Origin of the sequence: Desertivirga arenae (assembly GCF_017355785.1) — a bacterium.
Lineage (GTDB): Bacteria > Bacteroidota > Bacteroidia > Sphingobacteriales > Sphingobacteriaceae > Desertivirga > Desertivirga arenae.
Window position 1 is genome coordinate 666,101 of the sequence record NZ_JAFEWE010000001.1, and the last position, 25,169, is coordinate 691,269.

Genomic DNA, 25,169 nt, shown 5'->3' on the forward strand with positions numbered 1-25,169 from the left:
TTTGGGTATGGAATCCTCATCAAAACCGGTACATATCGGAAGAAAAATCAGCCGCATACGGGAATTGAAAAATATGAAGCAGGAGTCTCTTGCGTTTGAGTTGGGTGTAAGCCAGCAAACAGTTTCCAGAATGGAAGCTAGCGAGATGATTGAAGATGAGGTACTGGAAAAAGTGGCCAAAATACTGGGAGTTAGTGTGGATGGCATTAAAAACTTTAGTGAAGAGGCTGTTATAAATTTCATGCAAATACCTACAACGATAACGCCGCTTCTTATGGCCACTATTACAACTTCAATGCAATAGAAAAAATCGTAAGCCTGTATGACGAAAAAGTAGCCCTGCTAGAAAGACTGTTACAAAGCGAAAAAGAGAAAGTAGAAATACTTAAAAACACCATCAAGTAGGTTATTTCACTCAGACGACCTAATACACCTTTTCGTTTATGAAAGCTTTTTAAAAATCTTTCCCTAGATATTATTTTTTACCAGCCTTTTTATTACCCGGGCTACCCTAGCTTTATGCTATGTTTTGTATGAGTCTCGGATGAACCTAAGTTCAACCCATATTGAGTCCACCTTTTTTCATCAGAACGTGGACTTATTAAAGGCTTTATATAAATCCAAATTGCATTCATCCAAAAGTTGATCACAACAGAGCTCTTACATAGGAATAATTCGTTTTCTATAATTTACTGCTGCTGAGGGAAATAGTGACGAGAATCATCCTATTTTTTATTGACAGAAAGAAGCCTGCCGGCTATTTTTGTAAACGAAAATAAAAAAAGTTTAAATAAAAAACCACCCTTATGGCTAAAGTTGATAAAAAAGGAAAAATACGCGGAACTATAGGTCCCAATGTTCATCGCACCTGGCGGGATATACAGGTAATTCAGTCAAAACCCAAAAAAAAGCCTAAGCAGACTATTGGCTCTAAAGCTGCAGGTTTGGAATTTGGGATGTGCAGTAGCATCGCGCGGGGCATGCGGGAAGCTTTTGGCTGGGCATACAAAGCTTACGATGGCGGTATGATCAATAGATTTACAACCGCTGTAAGAAGTGCTGTTTTTGCATCATCAAAAGAAGTAGGCGAAAGAGATATTCACGACGCTAATTTGAGCTTTTTGAAAGGCTTTCAATTTAACAACAACTCTCCACTAGATAAAATTCTGAAACTAAGGCCTTCCGCTGAGCTTAGTGAAGACAATAAGGTTATTGTTAACCTTCCTCCAATAGCTGCCAAGGACATTAAATCTCCACATGCGGAGGAATATGGCATTCGATTGCTCGTAATTTCCTTCGACTTTAAAAAAGGGGTATATAGTAACATTGCTGGCAAAGAAATAAGGATAACAACAAAACAGTCTTTCGAAGGAGGGCCAATAGTATTTGAGGAAACATTACCAGAAGGCAGACTTATTGCAGTGAGCATGTCGATATATGGCTATGAAAAGGCCTTTAATGGAGGAATGGAAACGATAAATAATGTTCAGTGGAGTCCGGGAGAGATCCTTAATCTATGGCAATTACCTATCCCCGCAATGAAAAAGGCTAAGATTGAAACTAAAACTTGTGTTTATAAGGATCACGACATGGGCTACCAAGGTAATTTCAGTCTCCAGAACATAGCCTGGTTACGTAAAAAAGCTGCAAAATCACTAACGAAGCCCCTGGTGAAACAAGCACCGAAGACTCCATCAGCACCGGATTTGCCAAAAGGGGATATCAGTTTCTAATTTCGCTTAAAGAACACCTGCTAAATTCATAATTCAAGATTTAAAGTGCTTAAGACTTGAATTATCGATAGCTTTGACATAAGGTTGGAGAACTGTATGATCCTCAGCCCTGGATAATATCGTAACAAAATGCAGGACTTTTTAAACACGTTAAAAATTAACGAAACAAACTCAGGTGTCTCTACTGGGTCCCACTGGTTCTCCTCTTCCATCAACACGAGCTCAGCCTCCCCTGTTGATGGTAAAACGATAGGCACTGTACAGTTGGCTTCCGGATCGGACTATGAAACCATAATCCAGGAAGCACAAAAAGCATTTGCTATATGGAGATCGGTTCCTGCTCCTAAAAGAGGAGATGTTATCAGGCAAGTAGGTGATGGATTCCGGAGATATAAAAAGGAACTTGGATCATTAATCTCCTACGAAACAGGGAAAAGCTTACAGGAAGGGCTTGGAGAGGTTCAGGAAGTAATAGATATTTGCGATTTTGCCAGCGGACTTTCGCGGCAAATCTCTGGCCTAACTATGCATTCGGAGCGTCCTCTACACCGGATGTACGAACAATACCACCCACTCGGTATTGTAGGCATTATCACTGCCTTCAACTTCCCGGCAGCAGTTTGGGCATGGAATAGTGCTTTGGCTTGGGTATGTGGTGACGTTACAGTTTGGAAACCCTCACCAAAAGCTCCTCTAACAGCTATTGCTTGTCAAAAAATCACAGCAGAAATCTTTACCCTTAATCAGGTACCTGAAGCGGTGTCTTCCCTGCTCTGCGGCAATAATGATATAGGCGAATTACTATCCCGGGATACCCGCATTCCTCTTGTGTCTGCTACTGGATCGACAGCTATGGGTCGAAAGGTAGCGGTTGCTGTTGCGCAACGGCTTGGAAGATCTCTGCTGGAGCTCGGCGGTAATAATGCCATCATCATCACCCCTGATGCAGATCTTCAGCTTGCCTTAACTGCATCGGTGTTTGGTGCCGTTGGAACTGCAGGACAACGCTGTACCAGCACCCGGCGCCTTATTATTCATTCTTCAATCTATGATACCTTTAAGAATCAGCTAGTAAAGGCTTATCACCAACTGAAGATCGGCAATCCTTTGGAACATGGGATACATATGGGGCCCTTAATAGACAAAGCTGCAGTAGAAGGGTATTTAACTGCTATTGACCGGTGTAAAGAAGAAGGTGGTGCTTTCCTTGTAGAAGGAGGATTGTTGGAAGGATACGGGTATGAAAGCGGCTGTTATGTAAAGCCTTGCATCGCAGAAGTAAATCCAGATCTACCTATAGTCCGGGAGGAAACCTTTGCACCTATCCTTTATATAATGAAATATGAAACGATAGAAGAAGCTATTGCCATTCAAAATGGAGTATCGCAAGGATTATCCTCTGCTATTATGTCTACAAATCTTCGGGAAACTGAATTATTTCTTTCCAGCGTAGGTTCCGACTGTGGAATTGCCAATGTCAATATAGGAACTTCCGGAGCGGAAATAGGTGGAGCCTTTGGTGGCGAAAAAGATTCAGGCGGCGGAAGAGAATCAGGTTCAGACAGTTGGAAAGCTTATATGAGGAGACAAACTAATACCATTAATTTTGGAAATCAACTTCCACTGGCACAGGGTATAAAATTCGATCTTTAAACGCCATAAAAAAATTAAAAGCCAGTCTTTGGGAGAGAGCTTAAGACTTTGTAGTTGAACGCTTTTCACTATCGGCTTCAGGAATTCTCTCAGCAAGTCTATCGTCTTCCGAGCAGCGTTTATAGGCTTGCTTATAAATGTTAAGTATTTCAAGCTCATCTTTACTTAATTCCGCTGTAACATCCTTTCTCCGCGTCCGTCTTCTTTTCTCCATTTATTTTATTGCTAAATTGCTCTTGTCAAAAATACTAACTTCAACCTATTTGAATCATCAATTGCTGATTGGTATCATTCTTTTGCCGTTTTGTATCAATCTAACTCTCTCTATATCATTTACCGTGGGCATATTTTTAAATTCGTCCCTGGCTGAAAAGCCTATAAACCTAATTTAATTCGTTTAATGAGAAGATTATTAGCAGGTTTTTTAATTATCGCTTCTTTTGCAGCCTGTTTTACAGGTAAGCCTCCTGCCACTGAAAAATCAGCCTCCGCGCAGCAGTCTACGGAGCAAACATTTACTAACCCAATTGGCAATGGTGCTGATCCCTGGGTTATAAAAGACAAGGGATATTATTATACCTGTTATAGTTCTTCCGCAGGAAAAGGAAAAAGTGGTATTTCAGTAACCAAATCAGAATATCTGACCAAGCCGGGCGCAGGTAAAAACGTATGGACAAGTCCTGATACTGGTTGGAACCAGAGGAATGTTTGGGCGCCGGAATTGCATCGAATCGGTAAGAAGTGGTATATTTATTATGCGGCCGCAAAAAGTGGTCCTCCATATATCAATCAGAGAGCAGGGGTGCTAGAATCTGTTTCTGAGGATCCTCAAGGTTCGTATGTAGACAAAGGAGTAATAAAAACCGGAACCGATGATAAAGATTATGTGAAGACTATCTGGGCGATCGACATGACGGTAGCGAAGATCAATAAAAAATGGTATGCCACATGGTCAGGATGGGAGAGGAATAATACAACGGATAAGACTTCTCAACATATTTATATCGCAAGGCTTCTAAATCCCTGGACAATGGATTCAGAAAGGGTAAAGATCTCGTCTCCTGAACAAAGCTGGGAAACAGGAGGACCACTGGATTTGAATGAAGGGCCTGAGTTCTTGCAAAGGAAAGGAAAAACCTTTATTATCTATTCTGCGCGCGAATCATGGACAAAGGAATACCGCCTGGGACAGCTTAAGCTAAAAGATGGATCAGACCCACTGAAGCCAGAAAGCTGGGGAAAAAAAGGTCCTGTATTTGAGGGTACAGATCAAGTTTTTGGAGTTGGTCACGCTAGTTTCACCACTTCTCCTGACGATAAAGAATGGTGGATCTTCTATCATACTAAAAAATCAACAGATCATGGTTGGGACCGCAGCGTGTGCTTGCAGCCATTCACCTGGAATAACGAAGGAGAGCCTGTTTTTGGTCGCCCGCTGCCTGCTGGTACTCCAATTAAAAAGCCATCAGGAGAACGTCCATAAGATATACTGCCTTCAAACAACGCCTCGCGTGATAACCCGAAAGTTCTTTCCATCAGGAGCTTTCAATAAATGCAGGAACGGTCATCTTATTAAACCGATCCTGCATTTTAGTTTCTTCTATCGTTCAAAGTTGTGCTCCCCGCTATTCACGGAGAATTGCTTGTATGATTCTCCATTTGCATCGGGCACGTAGATTTCGGCTGTTGTATTTGGAGGAATGGAAACAGTCAATTTAAACTTGCTCCCTTCTATATTCCATTTACTGCGCACAATGCCGTATTCGCTATCATAGGATCCTTCTGCTGAGGTAAGTCCTCCTCCTATACAGGGTTTAATGATGATCTTTTTATACCCTGGAGCTCCTGCCTGAATCCCTGCAATGTTTTTATACATCCAATCGCCTATTGCCCCATAGGCATAATGATTATAGGAGTTCATAGAGGGCGTTTGAAAAGTACCATCAGGTTTTATTCCATCCCAACGTTCCCATATGGTAGTAGCTCCCATTTTTACAGGGTAAAGCCATGAGGGATAAGTCTCCTGCATCAACAGGTCATAGGCCACATTAGCCTGTCCGAAGCGACTTAAGACATGGCAAAGGTAAGGTGTACCCAGAAAACCTGTGGTAAGATGGTTCCCGTAATCCCTGATGTTCTGAACCAGTCTTTTTACGGCTTGATCTCTCAGGTTATCAGGAAGCATATCAAACTGCAAGGCCAGAACATAGGCTGTTTGGGTAGAAGAGATTAATCTCCCATTAGGTGTCAGGTACTCTTTGACATAGGCCTTCTTAATCTGCTCGAGTAAAGCGCTGTACTTTTCCTGATCCTCCTTTTTGCCTAAAACTTCTGCGGCATTAATTAGCAGTTGAGTAGAATGAGCGTAGAAACACTGTGCGATCATGTACTTATCCGTTACAGCTGCCCGGCCATCATTATCGTCGTCCGGACGATAGAATAACCAGTCGCCAAAATGAAAACCGGTATTCCAGAGGTTCTGATTGGAACGCGTTCCTATAAAGTCTACCCAGGCCTTCATACTTCCATACTGAGTTTCGAGAACTCGTTTGTCTCCATAGGTCGAATATATTCCCCATGGGATTATCGTACAAACATCTCCCCAACCGCATGCACCTGCATCACTTTGATTCAATACATCCGGAACTACGAAGGGAATACTCCCGTCCTTGTGCTGATCAGCTTTCACATCTTTCAACCACTTTGTAAAGAAGCCGCTTACATCCATATTATAGGCAGCTGTATAATAGAATGCCTGCGCATCTCCAGTCCATCCAAGCCGTTCATCGCGTTGAGGACAATCCGTTGGAACATCGACAAAATTGCCTTTTTGCCCCCAAATAATATTATGGTGCAACTGATTGAGCAATGGATTAGAAGTTTTGAACGTACTTGTAGCCTTCATATCCGAGTGAATGACCACCGCAATCAGATCCTCAGGCTTTAAGTCCTGCGGAAATCCCTCCACCTTTACGTACCTGAAACCCTGAAAACTGAAATGCGGAGAAAAGACCTGCTCCTCATTTCCTTTGAGAAAATAGGTATTTTGCTGTTTAGCTGAGCGAAGATTTTCAGTGTAGAAATTCCCCGCTTTATCCAGGACTTCAGTATGACTTAATGTGATCTTTGCGCCGGCTGGTCCCTTTGTTTTTAACTCTACCCATCCAACCAGGTTTTGGCCAAAGTCCGCAACTACATCTCCCTGGGGTGTCTTGAAAACTTTCAATGCTTTTATCCTTTCAAGTTTACGTACAGGTGGTCCACTCATTCCTACCAGGTTATCGTACCCATAGTTCTGTGTTGCGGCCACTTGCCATGAATTGTCTTCTAAATAATCAGCTTCGGCCCAGCCCTTTTTCTCCTTTCGGGAATCATACATCTCCCCGTCGTAATGGCTCGATTTCAACAAAGGTCCATAAGAACTCTTCCAACTACCATCTGTTCCTAATGTTTCCTTACTACCATCTGAGTACAAGATATTAACCTGCATCAATAAGGCACGTGTGTCTCCGTAAAAAGCCTTTCTATCGGTAAAAGCAACTCTTCCCTTATACCAGCCATCCGCAAGCATAGCCGCGAAAGAGTTCTTCCCCTTATTCAACAAAGAGGTTACATCGTAAGCCTGGTACTGTAAATGATCTTTATAACTGGTCCATCCCGGTGTAAAATAGGCGTCACCAACCCTTTTGCCATTGATGTAAGCCTCATAAAGCCCTCTTGATGTAATGTACGCGGTAGCCTGTGCTACAGTTTTAGGCAGATAGTATGCTTTCCGGAACAGAGGACTTGCCAAGGCAGTATCCGGCCCTGTAACAGAAATCCACTTAGCCTTCCAATCGGATGAATTCAAGCCCATTTGCCAGTATTGAGGATTACTCCAGGCTGAAGTATTTCCAAGATTGTCTTTCACCTTTACCTGCCAGTAATACCGTTCTCCGGCTTCCAATTCAGGTCCTTCATACTCAACAAGCAAGGATTGTTGGCTGGGTTTCAGAACATGCCATACAAGGTTCTTGCCCTTCCCCAAATCTCCTTCTTTATGAGCAACGCGAATCTCATACGATTTTTGAAAAATATTTTTCTCTGTAGATAGCAGCTTCCAGCTCATTCGCGGAACTTGAGGGACTACAGATAAAGGATTTACCTGATGCTCTACCTGCAAGCCGCTTACTCTTAGCTTTTGAGCTGAAGCCACAGAAAACAACAGAACCATTAAGGCTGTAATCTTTAGGCTAGTTAGAAATTTCATAGTTTATAATATATTTTAAAGCACCACGGCATTCGGCCTATTTGACCTTATAAAATTTAAGTCCGAAAAGGAGGATAACTCCATAGCAAATTATCGGGAGGTAATACGAGTTGGCCACTCCCACGCTATCTGCAACCCTACCCATGAGCAGGGGAAACACAGCTCCTCCAACAACTCCCATTGAAATAAAAGAAGATGCCTGCGGAGTATGCGTACCGAGGCTTTTAAGACCCAGACTAAAGATGGTAGGGAACATGATACTAAAGAAAAAATTGATGGCGAACAATGCCAAATAGGATACCCATCCAAGGCCCTGTGCTACAATCAGGCACATCAGGATATTGGCGAAAGCAAAAATAGCCAGCAAGGTATGGGGGCGAACAACCCTTATAAGGAAAGTTCCGATAAACCTACCCGTTAACATCATTGCCATAAATATCGACATGTAGCTCCCAGCTATTGCTTCTGGCAATTTCATCACTTCGTGACCGTAATTAATGAAAAAGGCCCAGGTTCCGCTTTGTGCCGCAACATTAAAAAACTGGGCAACAGCTGCCCACTTAAAATGCGAGTACTGGAAGAGCTTTTTACAGGGCCGGATCTCTTCATGAGCGGTTTCTCTTAGGACTCCGGTCGGTGCAATCAGGGGAGGAACTTTTACAAAGGAGAAGGCAATGGCTATCAACGCAATAATACCGCCAATTACAAGATAAAGATCTTTAACCGATGTTAGATCTGTGCCTCCTTTTACGTTATTTCGTAAAAGGAAGTAGGAGCCTATAGCCGGACCGACAATAGCTCCTAAGGCATTGAAGGACTGTGCGAAATTTAATCTCTGATCACTTGTTTGCTGGTCTCCCAGGGAAGCAACAAAAGGATGAGCTACCGTTTCAAGTGTTGATAAACCACATCCAAGTACGAACAAAGCAATTCCAAAAAAGGCAAATGAAGCCGTGTTAGCTGCTGGTACAAATAAAAATGAACCAAGCGCGAATAGTGATAGTCCCAGTAATACGCCTTTCTTATAGCCGAACTTTTTCATAAACAGTCCGGCTGGAATACCCATCACGAAATAGGCACCAAAAATAGCGAACTGAATGAAGGCCGACTGGGATTTACTAAGGTTCAAAGTGTGCTGAAAATGTTTATTCAGCACATCTCCCATAGTTATAGCTACTCCCCAACATAGAAACAGAGAAGTAACAAAGGCGAGTACTATAGAATATTTCCTTTCCGTGAATTCGGCACCGGCTGGCTCTCTCAACTCACCACTAACTACAGGTGCCTGAATTTCTGTCATTTCCATTTATACTGATATTGATCTTTGCGGTATTATTTCAATTCCTTTCCTTCAAGCGGAATAAGTGACGTGGGGTAAGCATGCTATAAAAGTTTACCTCTCAGATGGAGAGGCAAACAGGAGCTTTATCTTTTTCTTCTACCGGTTTAAAGACAAAGAATATGGTGAATCTGAGGGCTGTGTTCCTCTGTTCAAAGCAGGAACATTCCTCATCTTGAACAACATCTGTCCGCCCTGTAATATGGCGTCGTGGCCAATCCAGTTCTTACCGTATGGCTGACCTTTCAAGCTTATATTTTCCACATATTTATTAGCTGAAGAATTTTCAGGGGCTGAGATGGTGAATGTTTTTCCGTTTTCCAACTTCAGGTTAACTTTTTTAAACAGGGGAGCACCCAGAACATATTGATTTACAGCAGGAGTAACGGGGTAAAAACCCATGGCAGAGAACACATACCAGGCTGAGGTTTGACCGTTGTCCTCATCTCCGCAATAACCATCCGGCGTGGGTTTGTAAAGCTTGTTCATCGCCTCACGTACCCTTTGCTGTGTCTTCCAAGGCTGCCCCGCATAGTTGTATAAATAGATCATATGCTGAATAGGTTGATTCCCATGCGCGTACTGACCCATGTCTGCTATCTGCATCTCACGGATTTCGTGGATAACCCCGCCATAGTATGAATCGTCGAATGTTGGAGGGAGTGTAAATACAGAGTCCAACTTATCAGCAAACTTCCTTCTTCCACCCATCAAATTGATCAGGCCTTCCACGTCATGAAAAACTGACCAGGAGTAGTGCCAGCTATTTCCTTCGGTGAAGGCATCACCCCATTTCAATGGATTGAATGGTGACTGGAAACGACCATCCTTGTTTTTCCCCCGCATCAAACCAGTAGCCGGATCAAAAAGGTTACGATAGTTAAGACTCCGCTTAGCATAGAGATCAGTTTCGGCTTTTGGTCTGTTCAATGCTTTTCCCAATTGGTATATGGCAAAATCATCGTAAGCATACTCAAGTGTACGGGCTGCATTCTCATTGATCCCGACGTCATAAGGAACATAGCCAAGGTCATTATAGTATTGTACTCCTTTGCGGCCAACAGCCGTCATAGGACCTTCGTTATTTGCACCATGGATCAAAGCTTCATACAACTTATTGATATCGTAACCACGAAGGCCTTTTATATAAGCATCAGCGACCACCGAAGCAGAGTTGTTACCAATCATAATATCTGCATAACCAGGACTTGACCATTCAGGCAACCAGCCACCTTCTTTGTAATCGTTGATCAGCCCCTGCTGCATTTCCTTATTTATTGAAGGGTAAACCAGGTTCAGGAAAGGATAAAGAGCTCTGAATGTATCCCAGAAGCCAGTACCAGCAAACTTAAATCCTGGTAATACCTTTCCATTCTGGGCACTGTAGTGAATAGGTTGGCCGGCAGCATCAAGCTCATACATTTTGTTTGGGAAAAACAGGGTGCGGTATAAGCAGGAATAGAAAGTTCTGGTTTGGTCCACTGAACCACCTTCTACCACTATACGATTTAATTTATCGTTCCATGCAGTTTTGGCTTTGCGCATGGTTACATCGAAGGCATCAGAACCAACTTCCTTCTTTAGATTAAGCTCTGCCTGATCTAAACTTATAAAGGAGGTTGCCACTTTTAAATGAACCTTCTCTCCTTTTTCAGTCTTCAAACCAATAACGGCACCCGCATGGTCGGCCGTAAGCTCTGTTGCTGCCTGTAATTTATCACCGTTAGTGGTATAGGCAACAGTGAAAGGTTTGTCGAGATAGATAACAAAGTAATTTTTAAAATCTGGAAGCGGACCTCTGCTGAACTTAGTAGAATAACCTACGATCTTTCTTTCAGCCGGGATCACTTTAACGTAAGAGCCTTTATCAAATGCATCAATTACAATAAATGAACTATCTGATTTGGGGAATGTAAAACGGAATTGCGCAGCCCTTTCTGTAGGCGTGAGCTCTGTTGTCACATCGGCATCCGCCAGGAACACGCTGTAGTAATATGGCTTTGAAACTTCGGCCTTATGGGAAAACCAACTGGCCCTACTCTCCTCGTTAAACTTCAATTTACCGGTTACGGGCATTATAGAGAACTGACCGTAATCATTCATCCACGGAGAGGGCTGGTGAGTTTGTTTAAACCCCCGGATCTTGTCGGCCGAATAACTGTACATCCATCCATCTCCCATTTTTCCAGTCTGGGGCGACCATAAGTTCATCCCCCATGGCACACCTACGGCAGGATAAGTGTTTCCGTTGGACAAACTGGGTTTAGAATCAGTTCCCATTAAAGGGTTAACCCATTCGACAGGATCGGTTACCTTTTCAACCATCTGCGCCTGTACAACAGTTGCACCGGCCATTAAAACAGCGCTTAAAAAACTGCGAATCATCATTTTATCTAAGTATGTGTTTTTAAATTCTCCTTTTAAAAGGAGAGAGATTATTGCTTCTATGTAGGACAAGAACTTTTGATCAATTGAGTACGACCGCTTACAAATAAATTATACTATTTAGAAGCCGAAGCTGTTTCAGCCTTAAAAGCCCGGGGCGCAGATACCGAAAACGGCTTGTCATGCTCGCTCAAGCCTCTTGTCGTTGCCGGCTTATCGCTCATGCTGAATTTCAGGGTTCCTCCATTGATCAGATCGGAGTAGCGGATATAATTCTGGTTATAAACCTTGCCATTTAAGGTCGCCGATTGGATATATACATTCTCCGCAGAATTATTGGTAGCGTCAATAATAAACTTCTTACCATTTTCAAGAGTGATCGTAGTTTTATTGAACACCGGACTTCCAATCACATATTCATCTGTACCCGGACATACGCTGTAGAATCCTAAGGCACTTAGTACATACCAGGAAGATGTCTGTCCCTGATCTTCGTCGCCGGGATAGCCATTCTCAGTAGCATTATATAACTTCTTCATTACATTCCTTGCATGATACTGAGCTTTCCAGGGCTGCCCGGAGTAATTGTAAAGGTACACCATGTGCTGAATAGGCTGATTGCCATGAGCATACTGCCCCATATTCGCCATCTTCATTTCCGTCATTTCATGGATCAAACCACCATAAGTACCTACCTTAAAATCTCCTCGATGAGAAAAAACAGAGTCTAACTTTGCGTTGAAGTTGGCTTCGCCTTTCATCAGATTGATCAGTCCCTTAACATCATGGAAGACAGACCATACCCAGTGCCAGGCGCTACCCTCTGTAAACGGCCCTCCCCATTCTGTAGGATCAAAGTTAGCCTGCCAATCGCCCCTGGAATTCCGACCCCGCATAAAGCTGCTGGATGGATCATATACGTTCTTATAATTATACATCTGACGCGCGAATACGTCCTGGTAAAATTTATTACCGGTTTCCTTAGCCAATTGATAGCCACAAAAATCGTCATAGGCATACTCCAGAGTTTTAGCCGTTGCCTCGCCATATTCAGGATAAGGAACATAACCCAACTGGTAATACTCTTTCCAGCCGTGACGGCCATTAGCAGGTCCCCATGGACCTTTATTAGTTGCTTCGTGATAGTAAGCCTCAAGCGCTTTCTGAGGATCAAAGGTTCTAATTCCCTTTACCCAGGCATCTGTAAGCAAGGAAATGGCATGATTCCCAATCATACTGCCACCTTCACCCGGAAAAGACCAGGAAGGTAACCATCCGCATTGGTCTTTCGCGTCAAGCATGGCCTGCATATACCGGCCCTGCATGGTGGGATGCAAAATTGCAGTAAGCGGAAACTGTGCCCTGAAAGTATCCCAGAAACCGGTATCTGTATACATATAGCCCTTATGGATCTTACCATCATATGCACTATAATAATATGGTTGGCCATTTTTGTCGTATTCGAAGAATTGGCGTGAGAATAAACTCGCGCGGAAAAAGCATGAGTAGAAAGTAGCTTTATCATCCTCAGAACCGCCTTCAACCAGAATCCTGTTAAGATGCTTGTTCCAAACTGCTTCAGCGGCAACCTTTGTATCCTCCAGTCTTCTGTATTTACCCAACTCCCGCGTTAGGGTAAGTTCTGCCTGTTCTGTACTTATGTATGATGAAACTACCTTAGCCTGTACCTGCTCCCCATCTTTAAACTGGATATAGGCACCGGCTCCTTCTCCTTCTGCCGACTCCTGGGATTTCGAAATTGAGTTCTTTCTATTCTCCCAGGTACCGTAGCTTTTAAATGGCTTGTCGAAAACAATTACAAAGAAGTTTCTGAAATTTCCAGGAACGTAATGACCATTGTTAACCCAGCCTATTATCTTACGCTCTTTTGGAAAGATCTTCACCATACTCATTTTGGTATAGCCATCTAGTAGCACAAAAGAATTTTCTTCTTCAGGGAAGGTGAATCTGATATGTGCGCCTCTTTCTGTTGGTGAGATTTCAGTGTTAATGCCATTCTCAAACTTCACCTGGTAATAATGCGGCTTGGCAGTTTCGTTCTGGTGACTGAATTCGGAAGCCCTTTTATCTTCATTCACCTCTAAGTTTAAAACCGGCATCAGCGAGAAAACAGCATAGTCATTGCTCCATGAGCTGCATTGGTGGGCTTGCTGAAATCCCCGGATCGTCTTTTTCTCATATTGATATTTCCAACCGTCGCCGTTTCGGCCTGTTTGTGGGCTCCAGGTGTTCATGCCAAAAGGAAGAGCAGTAGTTGGATAAGTATTCCCCCGGGTTATTTCATGCTTTGAATTGGTGCCCTGCAGAGTATTCACATATTTAACCAAATAAGGAGTGTCTGCGCTAACTTGCAGACTTGATAGGAACAATAGTAAAGTATAGTAGTAAATCTTCATAATTTCTTCGTTTACACGAAAGCTAAAAGCGGAAAAAGCAGGCCGCTTAAAGGCAACCTGCTGTATTATTTTTAAGGCTGACTTGCATTGATGGTCCATTCCGAGAATTGAACAGCATCAGATCCCCTGTTAGCAGTAATCTGAGTCCTGTAATAGGTATATGCAGTAGCGTTGGACGTAATATGGAAAATACGGCGTCGTTGACGGGGTGAGGTAGCAGGATCAGTAACAGGTTCACCAAGATCAGGGCGAGCCTCCCACATGAAATTTGTTTTTGTATCCAATACTGTCCAGTTAACACCATCATTCGATCCTTCGAAAGTCCAAGATTTTGGATCGCGGTCTGGAGCATCATTACCAGAGATAAATGTGTATGCTTTTGCTACGATCGGTTCAGCAAATTGAAATGTTAGAACTAAAGGTGTGGATGATAAATTTAGTCCTCCTGCAAGGAATTTGGTGAAGGGATTTCCATCTATCGCTTTCAACGACCCTTCACCACCACTGGGTCCGGCACCATTTTCTTTAGACACAGTCAGTTGTCCTCCTTTGGTAAGGATATAGTTCTCTCCAACTGAATCTGCACTGAATACAGGATTTCTCAGATAAATAGGTACTTCTTTTTTTGAAGAAAGTCCTTTATCATTTCTGGCTGTGAGGATTATTCTAAACCTACCCCATTTTTTATAGGTATGGACTAAAGAGTCGCTGGTTGCAAGGCTATCGTCTCCCAACTGCCAGTAAAGACTTGTGTAGTTAAGCGACTTGCTCTTGAACGTGATCTTTTGCGGATCTGTTGGAGAGACCTCCCAGGTAAAATCTGCGATGGGGTATACCACAGGTTCTTCTTCTACCACGGCAGTAGAACCACTATCCTTTTTACACATTGTTAATCCCGCTGACATTAAAAGCAGGACTGCCAGGAAAATATTTTTAGTTTTCATTTCTTTTACCAGTTTTAATTGAGAGAATAGAGATGGAAGTTAAAGAACACCTCTCTATTCCCCGGATAGGACTATTTGATTACGGAGCAGGAAATAATTGGGTTTGAGGAATGACTTGCCTTCCAATTCCCGCAGAAGGTACTTCATACTTTAACCTTGCCTGTTGGCCCCCCACATTTTCCCGGTGATGAGCCTCAATTGTATAACGTACTCCTCTTTCAAGGAAAATCGTTGCTTTCCTGGTCGGCAGATCCCAACGATCTGTAAAATCATCAATGATAGCAACTCCATTTATAAATAATCGAGAACCATCATCCCAATCAGTCTGGTAAAAAGTATAGAGACCTCTAACCGGCGCCAAGAACTCACCCTTCCATCTGGATGAATAGTTATCAAACATTCCTGCACTACCTACCCAATCTCCTCCGAAATCTATCGTTGCATCAATTCGCCTTAAGGTTGGTTGGCGCCCATCAAAATCGAGCTGCTGATTATCTTTAAAGTATTCAGCTCTTAATCCAGTTCCATCCCCAACAATAAAGGAGTTATTATCCAGGTTGATGGAAGGATCCAAAAGCAGGATCACATAATTATTGGTTGGATGCAGGACATGTCTGGAAGGATTTCTAAGTTTAACAGCCAATGCAAGCTTTTTATTTGCCGCCATATTCGCATCGAAAACTCTCCAGGGAATTCTAACAGATAGACTAGCGGTATTAATATTGGACTTGAAATTAATATTTGAATCCAGCTCGTAATCCGGCAGAAAAATTGCGTTACTAAACCTTGGATCTGTAGCTATGAGCTGCCTTACGGTATCCACATTACTAAAAGCTTTTACAGAGAAAGGTTTACCAGCAACACCTCCCAAATTTACACCTAATGGAATAGTGATTCCGGCACTTGTTACTGCGTATTCTGTACCACGACCAATTTCGAAAACAGAACCTCCATGGTTAGCAATTGATAAATAGTGGATATCTTCTAATCTGGTGACATCCCTGGTATCAATCACTGCTATTATAGTTGACTTCGAAGCATCTATTGAATTTCCCTTACCTGCATTTGTGAGTTTAAAAGCAGCAGCAACCTTTCTAGGAAAGTATTGCTCAATTCCGGTCATTTTAAACCCTACCAATACTGTTGCAGAATCCGTTCCATATGCCACATTAATGACGTTAGGATATTCTAATGCATTTGAGGGCATCACTACTGTATTTTGCAGTGTATTATTTGCGACAAGCTTATTTAGAGTATCGGATGTAGCTTCAATACTGATCTGAAAAGCTTTACCTGCAGGTCCGGACAGTTTCACCCTAATAGGTACCATTACGAGATCGTCATCTTTGGTCATTGATGCAACATTTGCACCATCAGCTGAGACGACCCGTCCCGTGGCTGAAACAGAATCGAAATTTTCCAGTTCCTCTTCTTTACATCCGGCAATTGCAACAGCCATTACGCCCGCCAGCAGTATTTTCTTTACTAATTGTATCATAATTAATTGTCTTACTTTGCTGTTAAAAGCACATCTTAATTAAATCAAACCAAAACACATTATTGATCCAGCCAAACCCTTCCATCAAGCTGCCATATAGCTTTACGCGGTATGCGGAACCAACTGATAATTTGAGCTGGAATGTCGGCATTCTGGGGAACCATGTTAGACAAGGCCGCAGTAGAAGGCGAGCAGATCAGATCATTAAAGCTTTTCCACTCATAACTTCCGCTTAATTTGAAGTGATTTTCGAGAGGACTAAGATCCTTAATTTCACCACCTTTCGCATCTAATACAGGCCAGTAGCCAGCCAGATATTTATAATAAGGATGGGTTTCATCCACAGCAGTTTCGCATGCATAATTTTTAATAACCGCATCCGGAAGAGAAGTTCTCCAGATCCGGATATCCGCTACCTGCACATCACATTCACCATGACCATTACCTGGAATGAAACCAAGTGTAAGAGGTGCACCGGTCTTAAAATTCCCCCAATCGGTTACGTCCATCTCAGAACCAAAGTACACGCCGTCTGTATAAGTGCGGATATATCTCCTGTTATTTCTCTTTTCAAGCTTTGCAGCGATATGGTTCCAGGTACCTTTACCAAGATCCTGCCCACGCTGCTGACCGCGACGGTCGCCATTGTCTCCGCGCAGGTAGATCTGCCAAAAGGTTTCTTCCAGGAAGATGCACCATCCCTTCTCGTTGTCAATCGGGTGATTGCCGGACCATTCATTCATCTTACCCAGTACAGAAGGATAGTTCTGACGGTAACTACCGTCCTTCCGGGGATCATTCTTTTTAATTTTTAATTCTATAGTAAAACCAGCAGTATCCTGAAAATTATAAAGCTCTTCTGTACTTTCATTTGAAGGAACATTTGCATGTACACCACCTTCCCTGCCAAACAGCCTTACTGAATTACCAACAAAGCGATTACCGGTGTAGGGCTTGGAAATTCCTTTTTGAACGTACTTAGAAGCATAGTAAATGATAAATGTATTCGCAGCTGTATTACTGAACACCGTATTATCGTTTTGATTTGCGGGTAGAGTAAAAGCTCCACCGGTACTGGAAGTTATCACCACCAACCAATTCTCGTCCTTGTATTTTGGCCTGCTCCTTAAAGCGGTAAGAATTTCACCCACCTGGCCATCAAACTTTTCGATCGCTGCTTTATATTGAGGAATTGAATTATCGGAACCATATTGATCTCCGGCTTTATCAATTTCTGTGAAATGGGCAACAACAAAAGATGCTGAATCGGTTTTCAGGTTGTTAACTACGCCAGCTTTTACTTCTTCATCAGTTTTTAGTAAGGAATGAGCATTCGTACCGTGAGTGAAATTTGTATTAAATACTTCGGAAGAAGAAAAGGCAACGGTTTTAACCTGCGGATTCTCCTGTTTTACCAGATCAAATACAAGAGGAAACTTATCAAGATGATCATTTGTAAAATCAAGATCAGTAACCCCATGCTTCTCTTTCCTCACTCCTGTCAGCATATCTGCCCAGTTATTTACTTCTGTCGTAAGATCCGGGTTAGCTAATGAAACCCATGAATAAATAGCATTAGGCAACAAAGATTTAATGTTAGGAGTATTGGCATCGCGTACAGACACCCCCCTGGCGCCATCAGCAATAATATAGAGGACCTTAGGATTCCCATAAGCTATAGTGGCTGTGTCCTGATAATCTCTTTCCGCGATTATTCGTTCAAAATCTTTATTACAGGATGTTATGCTGAGCCCCAGCAGCAAGAAAGCACCGAGGCATATTAACAGACCTTTTTTCATATTAATTAGTCAATTACAATTGGTTTAATTTATTCTATGGTTACCCGGGTTATGTTGCTAACCTCCTGATTGTCAAAACGACCGAAACCACCTATCAGTAGCAGGGTGTTCTTCTGATCTGCATTCTTCATTTCAATTACATCATTCAGATAACCCGAAAAGCGTCCGGTATTGTTATACCTGTCAGCCAAAGTTCCATTAGGGTTAAGAATCATGAATCCACTTCTTGAAATGCCACTATAGGTTTTAAAGCCTCCTGACACGACGATTAGACCGTTGCTCAGCTGCTTGGCGAAACTGGCATACCCCCCGGAGATCTCTTTGGCTGTGAACGTATTATCAGGCGAACCATTTGAATTAAGCATAGCAATTCCCGCCGACACATGTCCACTATAGGTCCTGAAGCTACCTGTAATGAAATACTTACCCGTTGATTCATTATAAGTCAAAGAAGCTATGTTGTTATCAGTGCCGCTACCAGCCGTAAAACTTCCGTCGATAGTTCCATCCGCATTTAAACGAACTATGTTATTTACCACCTGACCATCGAACCGTGAGAACTTACCAAAAATGACCAACTTACCAGCCAGAGGGCCAGTAGTATGCATGTAGGAATCGATGTAACCGTTTGCACCCGTAAAGGCTTTCCCTGACTGGTCAAAACGATAGCTCTTATCGAGAGAACCATCTGCAGAAAGACGAACAATTTGCCTTACTTCTGTACTATCAAGAATGATAGAGTCGCGCGTTTGTAAATAATTTGGCTCGCTGTAAATACGCTTTACATAATACCTGAAGTTACCGGTCGCTATAGCCTTGTTGTTAAAAGTATAAAGGCGGCGAATTGGGGCATCTGTACCGCCATTAAAGCGGGGGAAAAACTTAATAACTCCAGTTATCTTTTTCAAATAGGTATCATACTGGGCGGTATCTACACTTCCATTAGAATTCACTGAAGTAATATTGCTTATGCTTCCCTGTTGGCCATATCCATTGAAGGCTCCAGCCACAATGAATTTGCCACCCATTTCGATGATAGAAGACAGATCACCGTTGGCAGCTCTACCTGTTCTGAAGGAACGGTCAAGCACCCCATCATCAGAGATTTTGATGATTCTATTAAGCGGACTTAGTAAACCTTTATTATCATAATCTGTAAAAGCACCAACAAGAATATTCCTGCCATCCGGCATTTTATAAAACTGATTAATATTTCGATTAGCTCCGGCAACAGCAACGAAAGTTGGATCGATATTGACTAAGCCATTAACCTTAAAATAAGGGCCTATAACGATCTGGTCTTTTACAACAAGAGAGGTTACCCCTGAACTCGCATTTTCGGGAACTTTCACTTTTACAGATGATTCTGTAATGGAGACGATTTGAGCATCAACCCCATTAAACTGGAAATGTACCTGATCTTTGTAGGCTAATAATCCTTTTACAGGAATTGTAACTTCTGCTCCGGTATCCCCATTTGCCGGACTAGGCAGGATCTCCCTGTTTAATGTGATTCCCAAAGGTTCTTTGGCTCCTTCATAAGGATCTTCAAAGGTTTCGTCCTCTTTCTTACACCCGGTAAATATTAACGATGCAAAGGAAATAACCGACAATATATAATATATTTTTCTCATAAAATTCCCTCCTCTATTTAGTTGAACTTGTATTGTTACGGGTTAAAGAAACTTCTTCTAAAAACTCGACAAAGTCAAATCCGAAGAATTCCTCGTTGCGCAAGGTGTGGACTATTCCATTCTTTGGCTGTATATCCGTAGACGAGGTCCTCACTGTTCTCCAATCGTCGTCAGGGCGGGAGGCATCAGGAACATAGGAGATGGTAAGCTGCCTGTACCCTAAGTACTTAACCCCATTTGCATCACCGTACTCCACGCCAATATTAAAAAGAGACTTGTCGTAAGAATGAAATAACTGACCAGGGAACATATTCTTTTGAACAAAGTCGATCTGAGGGTAGTCTTTGAGCTTGTAAGCGTCCCTGAACATGTGGCGTTGCAAATATTTACGCCAAATCACCGAGTCGATGTCCGAAAGCTTTCGGATAGGCTCCAGATTTCTGAATTTCAAATTTGCATTTAAATTGATGTAGGTCGTATCACCTAATGGACTAACTCGTGTTCCAATCAGATCTCTGATCCAGGTATCATTAGGAGCAAAAAAAGTGAGGTTTTCGTTCCTGAAAGTACTTTCTAGTCCCGCAAGTTTCACAATTTGAGCGATGGTGTCAAAGGGCACCGGCTTTGATTCGAGGTATTGCAGCATGTCGCCGTCGAATTCTGCAATAGCCTTTCCTCCATCTATATAGTAATCATCCTGCTTACATGCGGTTAAAGCAAATAACAGAGAAAAAATAAAAGCTAAATTTTTCATACTTTTTATCATAAAAGGTTATGATTCGGTTTAAATTCCTCCATTAACCCAATATTCTGTAAGGGTTATATACGGGTTGTTCCTTATGGCACTACCTGAAATGGGCCAGGTCCATCCACCTCTTAAAAATTGATCCTGGGTAAGAGGGCTAGAAGTCCAGGCAGAACTTACTATCCTGCGTGTTCTTATCAGGTCAAAATAATGATGCCCCTCGCCAATCAGCTCCCGGGAACGTTCCATAAAAATAAAGTCCTTTAAAGCTTGTCCTGAGCCATCGTAGGCAGGTGCCTGGGCTCTGGTTCTTACCCTGTTGAGGATTGTCCGGGCATTTCCATCGTCTCCCAGTTCAGCTAAAGCTTCAGCATACATTAGTAAAGACTCGCCGTATCTGAAGATCATAAAACTATTATCGGGATTAGCAGTTCCCTGACCACCCTGATTTACATTAACCCCTCCTAGCTTTGCAAAATTGAAAAAGCCATTATTAGCATACATTTCGACAAACCATATCTCTTTCCTGCGGTCGGCAACATCCTGAGGAAAAATGCTATTCATATAAGTGGCCTTATAATAAGCAGAGCTTCGCTCCCACTCGAAGAAAGGGGTTTTATAAGGATAATGCAGGAACATATGTGCAACAGCAGCCTTTTCATTGGTTGAAACTCCATAGTTCACTGTTTGAAAGAATTCGAAAAGACTCTCGTCAGAACGGCCTCCCGCTACCAGATACCATTGATCAATCGGCAACAGGCGGTGGGGATGATTTCCTTCATTGTCTACCAACTCTTTTCCAAGATTAGCAGTTGCCTGGTAATAGTCGCGAGCATGCTCCCGGTCAAAGCCTGCGTTCCACATGTTCATGTTCATAAGCAGGGCAATAGCACTTGCCCTAGTCGCACGAACTCCTTTTAAAGCAGGATCTCCATAAGACCATAGCATACCATCCTTCTTGGCGCCAAGATCAGCAATACAGTTATTTAAGACTGTAACCATAGACTCGCGGGGAAGAGGTTCAATGTGAAAAGCATCTCCATAATAAGGAACATCTCCATAAAGCCTCACCATTTCAAAATAGGAGAAACAGCGGGCGAAAGCAGCTTCCCCGATATAGTGCTTCTTCATTTCCTCGCTAACCCCCGGAATTCCTTCGTTCAATTTCTCGATAACGATACTGGCACCCTGAATTACTTCATAGAAGGTCCTCCAATCTGTTATACTTCCGAAGTTATAATTGTAATTCCCCTGAGCCCAGGGTCTTCCACCGTCTAAAACATCGATCAATTTGTTTCTGGCAAGAAGATCAATATAAGCGATCGATTCAGGATTTCTTGATGAGTTGCCTCTTACAGTTGGATCCGAAGCAACTTCTCCCGCCCGGTATTCACCCGTAGCACCAATGAATTGCGTTTCAGTTATCTTACCAAAAAGCTTTCTAGAAAGGTCATTTATGGCAGCTTCAACATCTTGTGGAGAGGTATAAAAGTTATTACCCGTAAGCTTGTCTATTGGCTTTACATCTAAAAACTTTTTGCAGCTGCTTAAGCTTGTACAAGCAAAAGCGGCAATTATTATAGAGGTTATAATCTTTTTCATTGTTAGTTTCTATTTTCCAGAGTTAAGCTCCATGTTTAAACCAATACTGAAAGTCCTTGGGACAGGGTAACCGTCTGAGTTATCACGTCCCAAACTGTTGACATTCTCCGGATTTGGTCCGCTGTAAGATGAGAAAGTAGTAAGATTATTGGCCGTGAAATGAACTCTGAGATTGTACAGACCTATCTTCCTGATTGCCTCCTTATTAAAGGCATAAGAAAGCGTAAAGCTGTTCACTTTAAAATAAGAACCTTCTTCAGCCCAGAGGGTCTGGTCTTTTCTGAAAGGCTGGATCGCATCGTACCTTGCGTAATCGTATGGATTTGGATATTTAGCTATATCTCCTGCCTGTGTCCAGATATTCAGGTTTTCCAAGGGAACTACTGAAGTAAGCGCAAAAGGATCCCGCATGATCGCGAGTCGGTCTGACAAGGCATTATTTAATATAGTTCGCTTTGCCGTATAAGAAGCATAAACGTTCAATCCCCAGTTCTTATAGGTGATATTTGTAGATAGACCTCCTGTAAAGAGAGGCTGAGAGTTGCCTGAAATTTCGTAATCGACACCATCAAGTATATAGTCGCCGTTTACATCTTTCAGGTTTGGATCGCCGGCTTCAAAGAAACGCCCCCCTGTTCTATATTTTAAACCAGTGACAGGATCTACCGGAACATCTGCATCTGTTGCATAAGTTCCCTGGTTAACCCTTAGATAATTAGAAAGCGTATTTCTACCAACCCGGTACACCAGGTGCTGTAAAAATCGTGCGTCCTCATCAAACTTGATGAATTGCCCGTACTGTTCCAACGGAAGCTTGGTAAGTACATCACGGTTTAACGCTCCATTAGCAGAAAGGGAAAAGTTCCAGTTCTTACCTGGTTTAAAGGGACGCACGGTCAGCGCTAATTCATAACCATAATTGGCGATGGCTGCATCGTTACTTACTACTTTGTTGAAACCAGTGATATTAGCCAATGGACGATCAATCAGCATATTCTCCACTTGTTTGAAATACGTATCAAAGTTCACTTCGAAGCGGCTATTAAAAAGCGACGCATCAAACCCTAAATTATACTGAACTGTAGTGGTTGGCTTTAAGCGGGGATTCGGGATCTGGTCATAATCTACTCCGATAGAAGGATTATTATTATAACTACCATTAACATTATAAAGTCCGTAAATGCTTTGTAAGTTACCATTGGGACTAATGTTCTTACCCCAGCTTAATCGAAGCCCGGCGTTATCTAACCATTTCAAATTTTGCATCCAATCTTCTTTGGAGAAGTTCCAGCGCAGTCCTACTGAAGGGTTTTTGGAATAGGGATTTTCCATTCCACTTAAAGAAGTACCATCCAGGCGGTAAGAAAGATCAACGATATACTTCTTCTTGAAGTTGTATGAAAAGGCTCCGGCAAAAGATGCGATCCGTTCGTCCCGGTAATTGTCTAAAACGCCGCCTCCGCGGGAGAAGTATGCATCGTATCCTACTGGTCCCTGAAGCTGGTCATTCGCTGTTTTCTCCTGCCGCATCACATTTGCCTGCCGAGCCTTTTTGTAGATCTCGTTAAAGGCATTGATGAAGATCTCATGGGAACCGAAATTCTTTGCATAGGAAAGGTTGTTCCTGTTATAGAGTGTATAATTTCTTCCGGTAAAGCCGTAAACACTTGCAAATTGATTATTGGCTGCAGCAGGGCGGAACGAATCTTCTGTATCAGAAGTATAATCGTAACTGACGTTAGAAGACAAAGCCAGGCCAGGAACAAATTCATAACGGCCTTCAACATTTGCTCTCAGGTTACGTGAATTATTATTATTTGCCGTTTTTAAAGCTGAAACAACACTGGAAGTAGCCTGGTAAAAGGATGGGGGAGGCAACAGAGATGAGGCTTGTCCATTCCGAGCGACGCCTTTTTGGAGTAATCCAACTCCGTCACCCTTACTTTGCTCACCTACCGCACCAAACAAAGCACCAAAGAAGCGAAACTTATTGTTGGGTTTGTACTCCATGTTCATGTTCACACTATACCTGTCAAAGCCAGTATTTTTAATCACTCCTTTTTCTGTGTAGTAGCCTAAATTGGTTTTGTAATTGAAGGTTTGATTGCCTCCGTCAATAGCGATATTATGCGTTTGATTGTAGGTGGTTTGATAAAATACTGACTGCCAATCTACAGAGTTATTAAAGTAAGCATTTAAACTGTCTGATATGAATGGAGTATAACCCAAACGGTTCAAATCCGCTTCCGACAACTTGTTCTTTAAAATCTGCTGGATCTTTAATTGTCGTTCAGCATTTCCCCCTATTGTCTCTCTAAGCTTGGGAGGCGAATTAACAAATGCCTGCGTGGAATAACGAACACGAGGGACCACAGAATTTCCGCGTTTGGTAGTGATGATAATAACACCATAAGCACCACGGGATCCATAGAGCGAAGTTGCCTGCGCATCTTTAAGGATTTCAATACTTTGAATGTCTTCAGGCGGGATTAACGACGTCGGGCTAATACCCGGGCCCTGGGTCTGAAAGCCAAATTCAGAGGCCTTATCTGCGTCTAGTGGTACACCATCAATTATGTATAATGGAGACTGCTGCTGCAAATAAGAATCACTACCCGATCCGGTAACAGATAAACTGGAAAGTCCGCGGATCTGAATTGATCCCCTAAATCCAGGGGCTCCTGTGTTCACCTGGATATTCAAACCAGCTACCTTTCCTTGCAATAACTGTTCGACGTTCGAAACCGGAACGTCTTGTATTGCTTTTTCTCCGATAGTGGTGGAAGCCCCTGTGGTGATCTCTTTCGAACGCTTCTGATATCCGCGGATCACGACTTCCTGGAGGCTTCTTTTATCGCTCTCCATATATACATTTACAGTAGTTTGATTAGGTTTTAACTTTACTGTTTGAGTAACAAAACCGACATAAGAAAATACGAGCGTTGCTTCAGGAGCTACATTTATAGTGAAAGTTCCGTTAATACTTGTATTTCCAATGGTTTTTGGCGGTGTCCCTGTTGCTATGGTTACTCCGGGAAGGGTTCCCCTGCCCTCCTTTTCAACAACAGTACCGGTTACCCTGACTACACTTTGCGCATAGATGCTAAAACATCCCAGACAGGCGATCAGGGTGATTATATAAGGAAAAGTTCTTTTCATGATTTTCAATTT

Annotated in this window: 16 protein-coding genes; 4 read left to right on the top strand and 12 right to left on the bottom strand. The window is 42.5% G+C overall.

All coding sequences use genetic code 11. The features are described 5' to 3' along the window. Nucleotides 1–7: 7 nt before the first annotated feature. The 3 genes from J4N24_RS02685 to amaB all read left to right on the top strand — a co-directional run bounded on the left by J4N24_RS02685 (nucleotide 8) and on the right by amaB (nucleotide 3,386). Nucleotides 8–304 carry a helix-turn-helix domain-containing protein gene (locus J4N24_RS02685; RefSeq protein WP_242691477.1) on the top strand — a complete coding sequence of 99 codons (297 nt, stop codon included), beginning with the start codon at nucleotides 8–10 and terminating at the stop codon, nucleotides 302–304. A gap of 502 nt (nucleotides 305–806) precedes the next feature. After that, nucleotides 807–1,733: a hypothetical protein gene (locus J4N24_RS02690; protein WP_207532087.1), complete on the top strand. Its 927-nt coding sequence runs from the start codon at nucleotides 807–809 to the stop codon at nucleotides 1,731–1,733. A 129-nt stretch (nucleotides 1,734–1,862) separates the two neighbouring features. Next, the gene (gene amaB / locus J4N24_RS02695; RefSeq protein ID WP_207532088.1) at nucleotides 1,863–3,386 is read left to right on the top strand and encodes an L-piperidine-6-carboxylate dehydrogenase; all 1,524 of its coding nucleotides are present in this window, start codon (nucleotides 1,863–1,865) and stop codon (nucleotides 3,384–3,386) included. 40 nt (nucleotides 3,387–3,426) lie between these two features. Here amaB and J4N24_RS02700 read toward each other — a convergent pair whose 3' ends face one another. Next, entirely contained in the window at nucleotides 3,427–3,600 is a 174-nt protein-coding gene (locus J4N24_RS02700) for a hypothetical protein (RefSeq protein WP_207532089.1), read from the bottom strand. A 186-nt stretch (nucleotides 3,601–3,786) separates the two neighbouring features. Between J4N24_RS02700 and J4N24_RS02705 the strand changes: the two genes are divergently transcribed. Next, the gene (locus tag J4N24_RS02705; protein ID WP_207532090.1) at nucleotides 3,787–4,869 is read left to right on the top strand and encodes a glycoside hydrolase family 43 protein; all 1,083 of its coding nucleotides are present in this window, start codon (nucleotides 3,787–3,789) and stop codon (nucleotides 4,867–4,869) included. 117 nt (nucleotides 4,870–4,986) lie between these two features. On the opposite strand, the gene J4N24_RS02710 is transcribed toward J4N24_RS02705, so the two are convergent. The 11 genes from J4N24_RS02710 to J4N24_RS02760 all read right to left on the bottom strand — a co-directional run bounded on the left by J4N24_RS02710 (nucleotide 4,987) and on the right by J4N24_RS02760 (nucleotide 25,157). Then, a complete protein-coding gene (locus J4N24_RS02710) occupies nucleotides 4,987–7,635 on the bottom strand; it encodes a glycoside hydrolase family 78 protein (RefSeq protein WP_207532091.1) in 2,649 nt (882 codons plus the stop codon). Between the two features lie 37 nt (nucleotides 7,636–7,672). After that, entirely contained in the window at nucleotides 7,673–8,935 is a 1,263-nt protein-coding gene (fucP, locus tag J4N24_RS02715) for an L-fucose:H+ symporter permease (protein WP_207532358.1), read from the bottom strand. Nucleotides 8,936–9,073: 138 nt separating this feature from the next. Next, nucleotides 9,074–11,359 (bottom strand): GH92 family glycosyl hydrolase, encoded by a 2,286-nt coding sequence (locus J4N24_RS02720; RefSeq protein WP_207532359.1) that lies wholly within the window; start codon nucleotides 11,357–11,359, stop codon nucleotides 9,074–9,076. Nucleotides 11,360–11,475: 116 nt separating this feature from the next. Then, entirely contained in the window at nucleotides 11,476–13,776 is a 2,301-nt protein-coding gene (locus J4N24_RS02725) for a GH92 family glycosyl hydrolase (protein WP_207532092.1), read from the bottom strand. A 71-nt stretch (nucleotides 13,777–13,847) separates the two neighbouring features. After that, entirely contained in the window at nucleotides 13,848–14,720 is an 873-nt protein-coding gene (locus J4N24_RS02730) for a PKD domain-containing protein (RefSeq protein ID WP_207532093.1), read from the bottom strand. Nucleotides 14,721–14,799: 79 nt separating this feature from the next. Next, nucleotides 14,800–16,218, bottom strand: a complete 1,419-nt coding sequence (locus J4N24_RS02735) for a PA14 domain-containing protein (protein ID WP_207532094.1) — start codon at nucleotides 16,216–16,218, stop codon at nucleotides 14,800–14,802. 59 nt (nucleotides 16,219–16,277) lie between these two features. Further along, nucleotides 16,278–18,017: an alkaline phosphatase family protein gene (locus tag J4N24_RS02740; RefSeq protein WP_207532095.1), complete on the bottom strand. Its 1,740-nt coding sequence runs from the start codon at nucleotides 18,015–18,017 to the stop codon at nucleotides 16,278–16,280. A 29-nt stretch (nucleotides 18,018–18,046) separates the two neighbouring features. Next, on the bottom strand, nucleotides 18,047–19,651 hold the full coding sequence (locus J4N24_RS02745; protein WP_207532096.1) for a DUF5008 domain-containing protein: 1,605 nt from the start codon (nucleotides 19,649–19,651) through the stop codon (nucleotides 18,047–18,049). 13 nt (nucleotides 19,652–19,664) lie between these two features. Next, the gene (locus tag J4N24_RS02750) at nucleotides 19,665–20,405 is read right to left on the bottom strand and encodes a hypothetical protein (RefSeq protein ID WP_207532097.1); all 741 of its coding nucleotides are present in this window, start codon (nucleotides 20,403–20,405) and stop codon (nucleotides 19,665–19,667) included. A 30-nt stretch (nucleotides 20,406–20,435) separates the two neighbouring features. After that, the gene (locus tag J4N24_RS02755; RefSeq protein WP_207532098.1) at nucleotides 20,436–21,998 is read right to left on the bottom strand and encodes a RagB/SusD family nutrient uptake outer membrane protein; all 1,563 of its coding nucleotides are present in this window, start codon (nucleotides 21,996–21,998) and stop codon (nucleotides 20,436–20,438) included. A gap of 9 nt (nucleotides 21,999–22,007) precedes the next feature. Further along, complete coding sequence (locus J4N24_RS02760; RefSeq protein ID WP_207532099.1) at nucleotides 22,008–25,157, bottom strand: SusC/RagA family TonB-linked outer membrane protein; 3,150 nt, start codon at nucleotides 25,155–25,157, stop codon at nucleotides 22,008–22,010. Nucleotides 25,158–25,169: the final 12 nt, after the last annotated feature.

Excerpts from the sequence above, each read along its gene's own strand:
- J4N24_RS02685 (WP_242691477.1), top strand. The coding sequence starts at position 8 with ATGGAATCCTCATCAAAACCGGTACATATCGGAAGAAAAATCAGCCGC.
- J4N24_RS02690 (WP_207532087.1), top strand. The coding sequence starts at position 807 with ATGGCTAAAGTTGATAAAAAAGGAAAAATACGCGGAACTATAGGTCCC.
- amaB (WP_207532088.1), top strand. The coding sequence starts at position 1,863 with ATGCAGGACTTTTTAAACACGTTAAAAATTAACGAAACAAACTCAGGT.
- J4N24_RS02700 (WP_207532089.1), bottom strand. The coding sequence starts at position 3,600 with ATGGAGAAAAGAAGACGGACGCGGAGAAAGGATGTTACAGCGGAATTA.
- J4N24_RS02705 (WP_207532090.1), top strand. The coding sequence starts at position 3,787 with ATGAGAAGATTATTAGCAGGTTTTTTAATTATCGCTTCTTTTGCAGCC.
- J4N24_RS02710 (WP_207532091.1), bottom strand. The coding sequence starts at position 7,635 with ATGAAATTTCTAACTAGCCTAAAGATTACAGCCTTAATGGTTCTGTTG.
- fucP (WP_207532358.1), bottom strand. The coding sequence starts at position 8,935 with ATGACAGAAATTCAGGCACCTGTAGTTAGTGGTGAGTTGAGAGAGCCA.
- J4N24_RS02720 (WP_207532359.1), bottom strand. The coding sequence starts at position 11,359 with ATGATTCGCAGTTTTTTAAGCGCTGTTTTAATGGCCGGTGCAACTGTT.
- J4N24_RS02725 (WP_207532092.1), bottom strand. The coding sequence starts at position 13,776 with ATGAAGATTTACTACTATACTTTACTATTGTTCCTATCAAGTCTGCAA.
- J4N24_RS02730 (WP_207532093.1), bottom strand. The coding sequence starts at position 14,720 with ATGAAAACTAAAAATATTTTCCTGGCAGTCCTGCTTTTAATGTCAGCG.
- J4N24_RS02735 (WP_207532094.1), bottom strand. The coding sequence starts at position 16,218 with ATGATACAATTAGTAAAGAAAATACTGCTGGCGGGCGTAATGGCTGTT.
- J4N24_RS02740 (WP_207532095.1), bottom strand. The coding sequence starts at position 18,017 with ATGAAAAAAGGTCTGTTAATATGCCTCGGTGCTTTCTTGCTGCTGGGG.
- J4N24_RS02745 (WP_207532096.1), bottom strand. The coding sequence starts at position 19,651 with ATGAGAAAAATATATTATATATTGTCGGTTATTTCCTTTGCATCGTTA.
- J4N24_RS02750 (WP_207532097.1), bottom strand. The coding sequence starts at position 20,405 with ATGAAAAATTTAGCTTTTATTTTTTCTCTGTTATTTGCTTTAACCGCA.
- J4N24_RS02755 (WP_207532098.1), bottom strand. The coding sequence starts at position 21,998 with ATGAAAAAGATTATAACCTCTATAATAATTGCCGCTTTTGCTTGTACA.
- J4N24_RS02760 (WP_207532099.1), bottom strand. The coding sequence starts at position 25,157 with ATGAAAAGAACTTTTCCTTATATAATCACCCTGATCGCCTGTCTGGGA.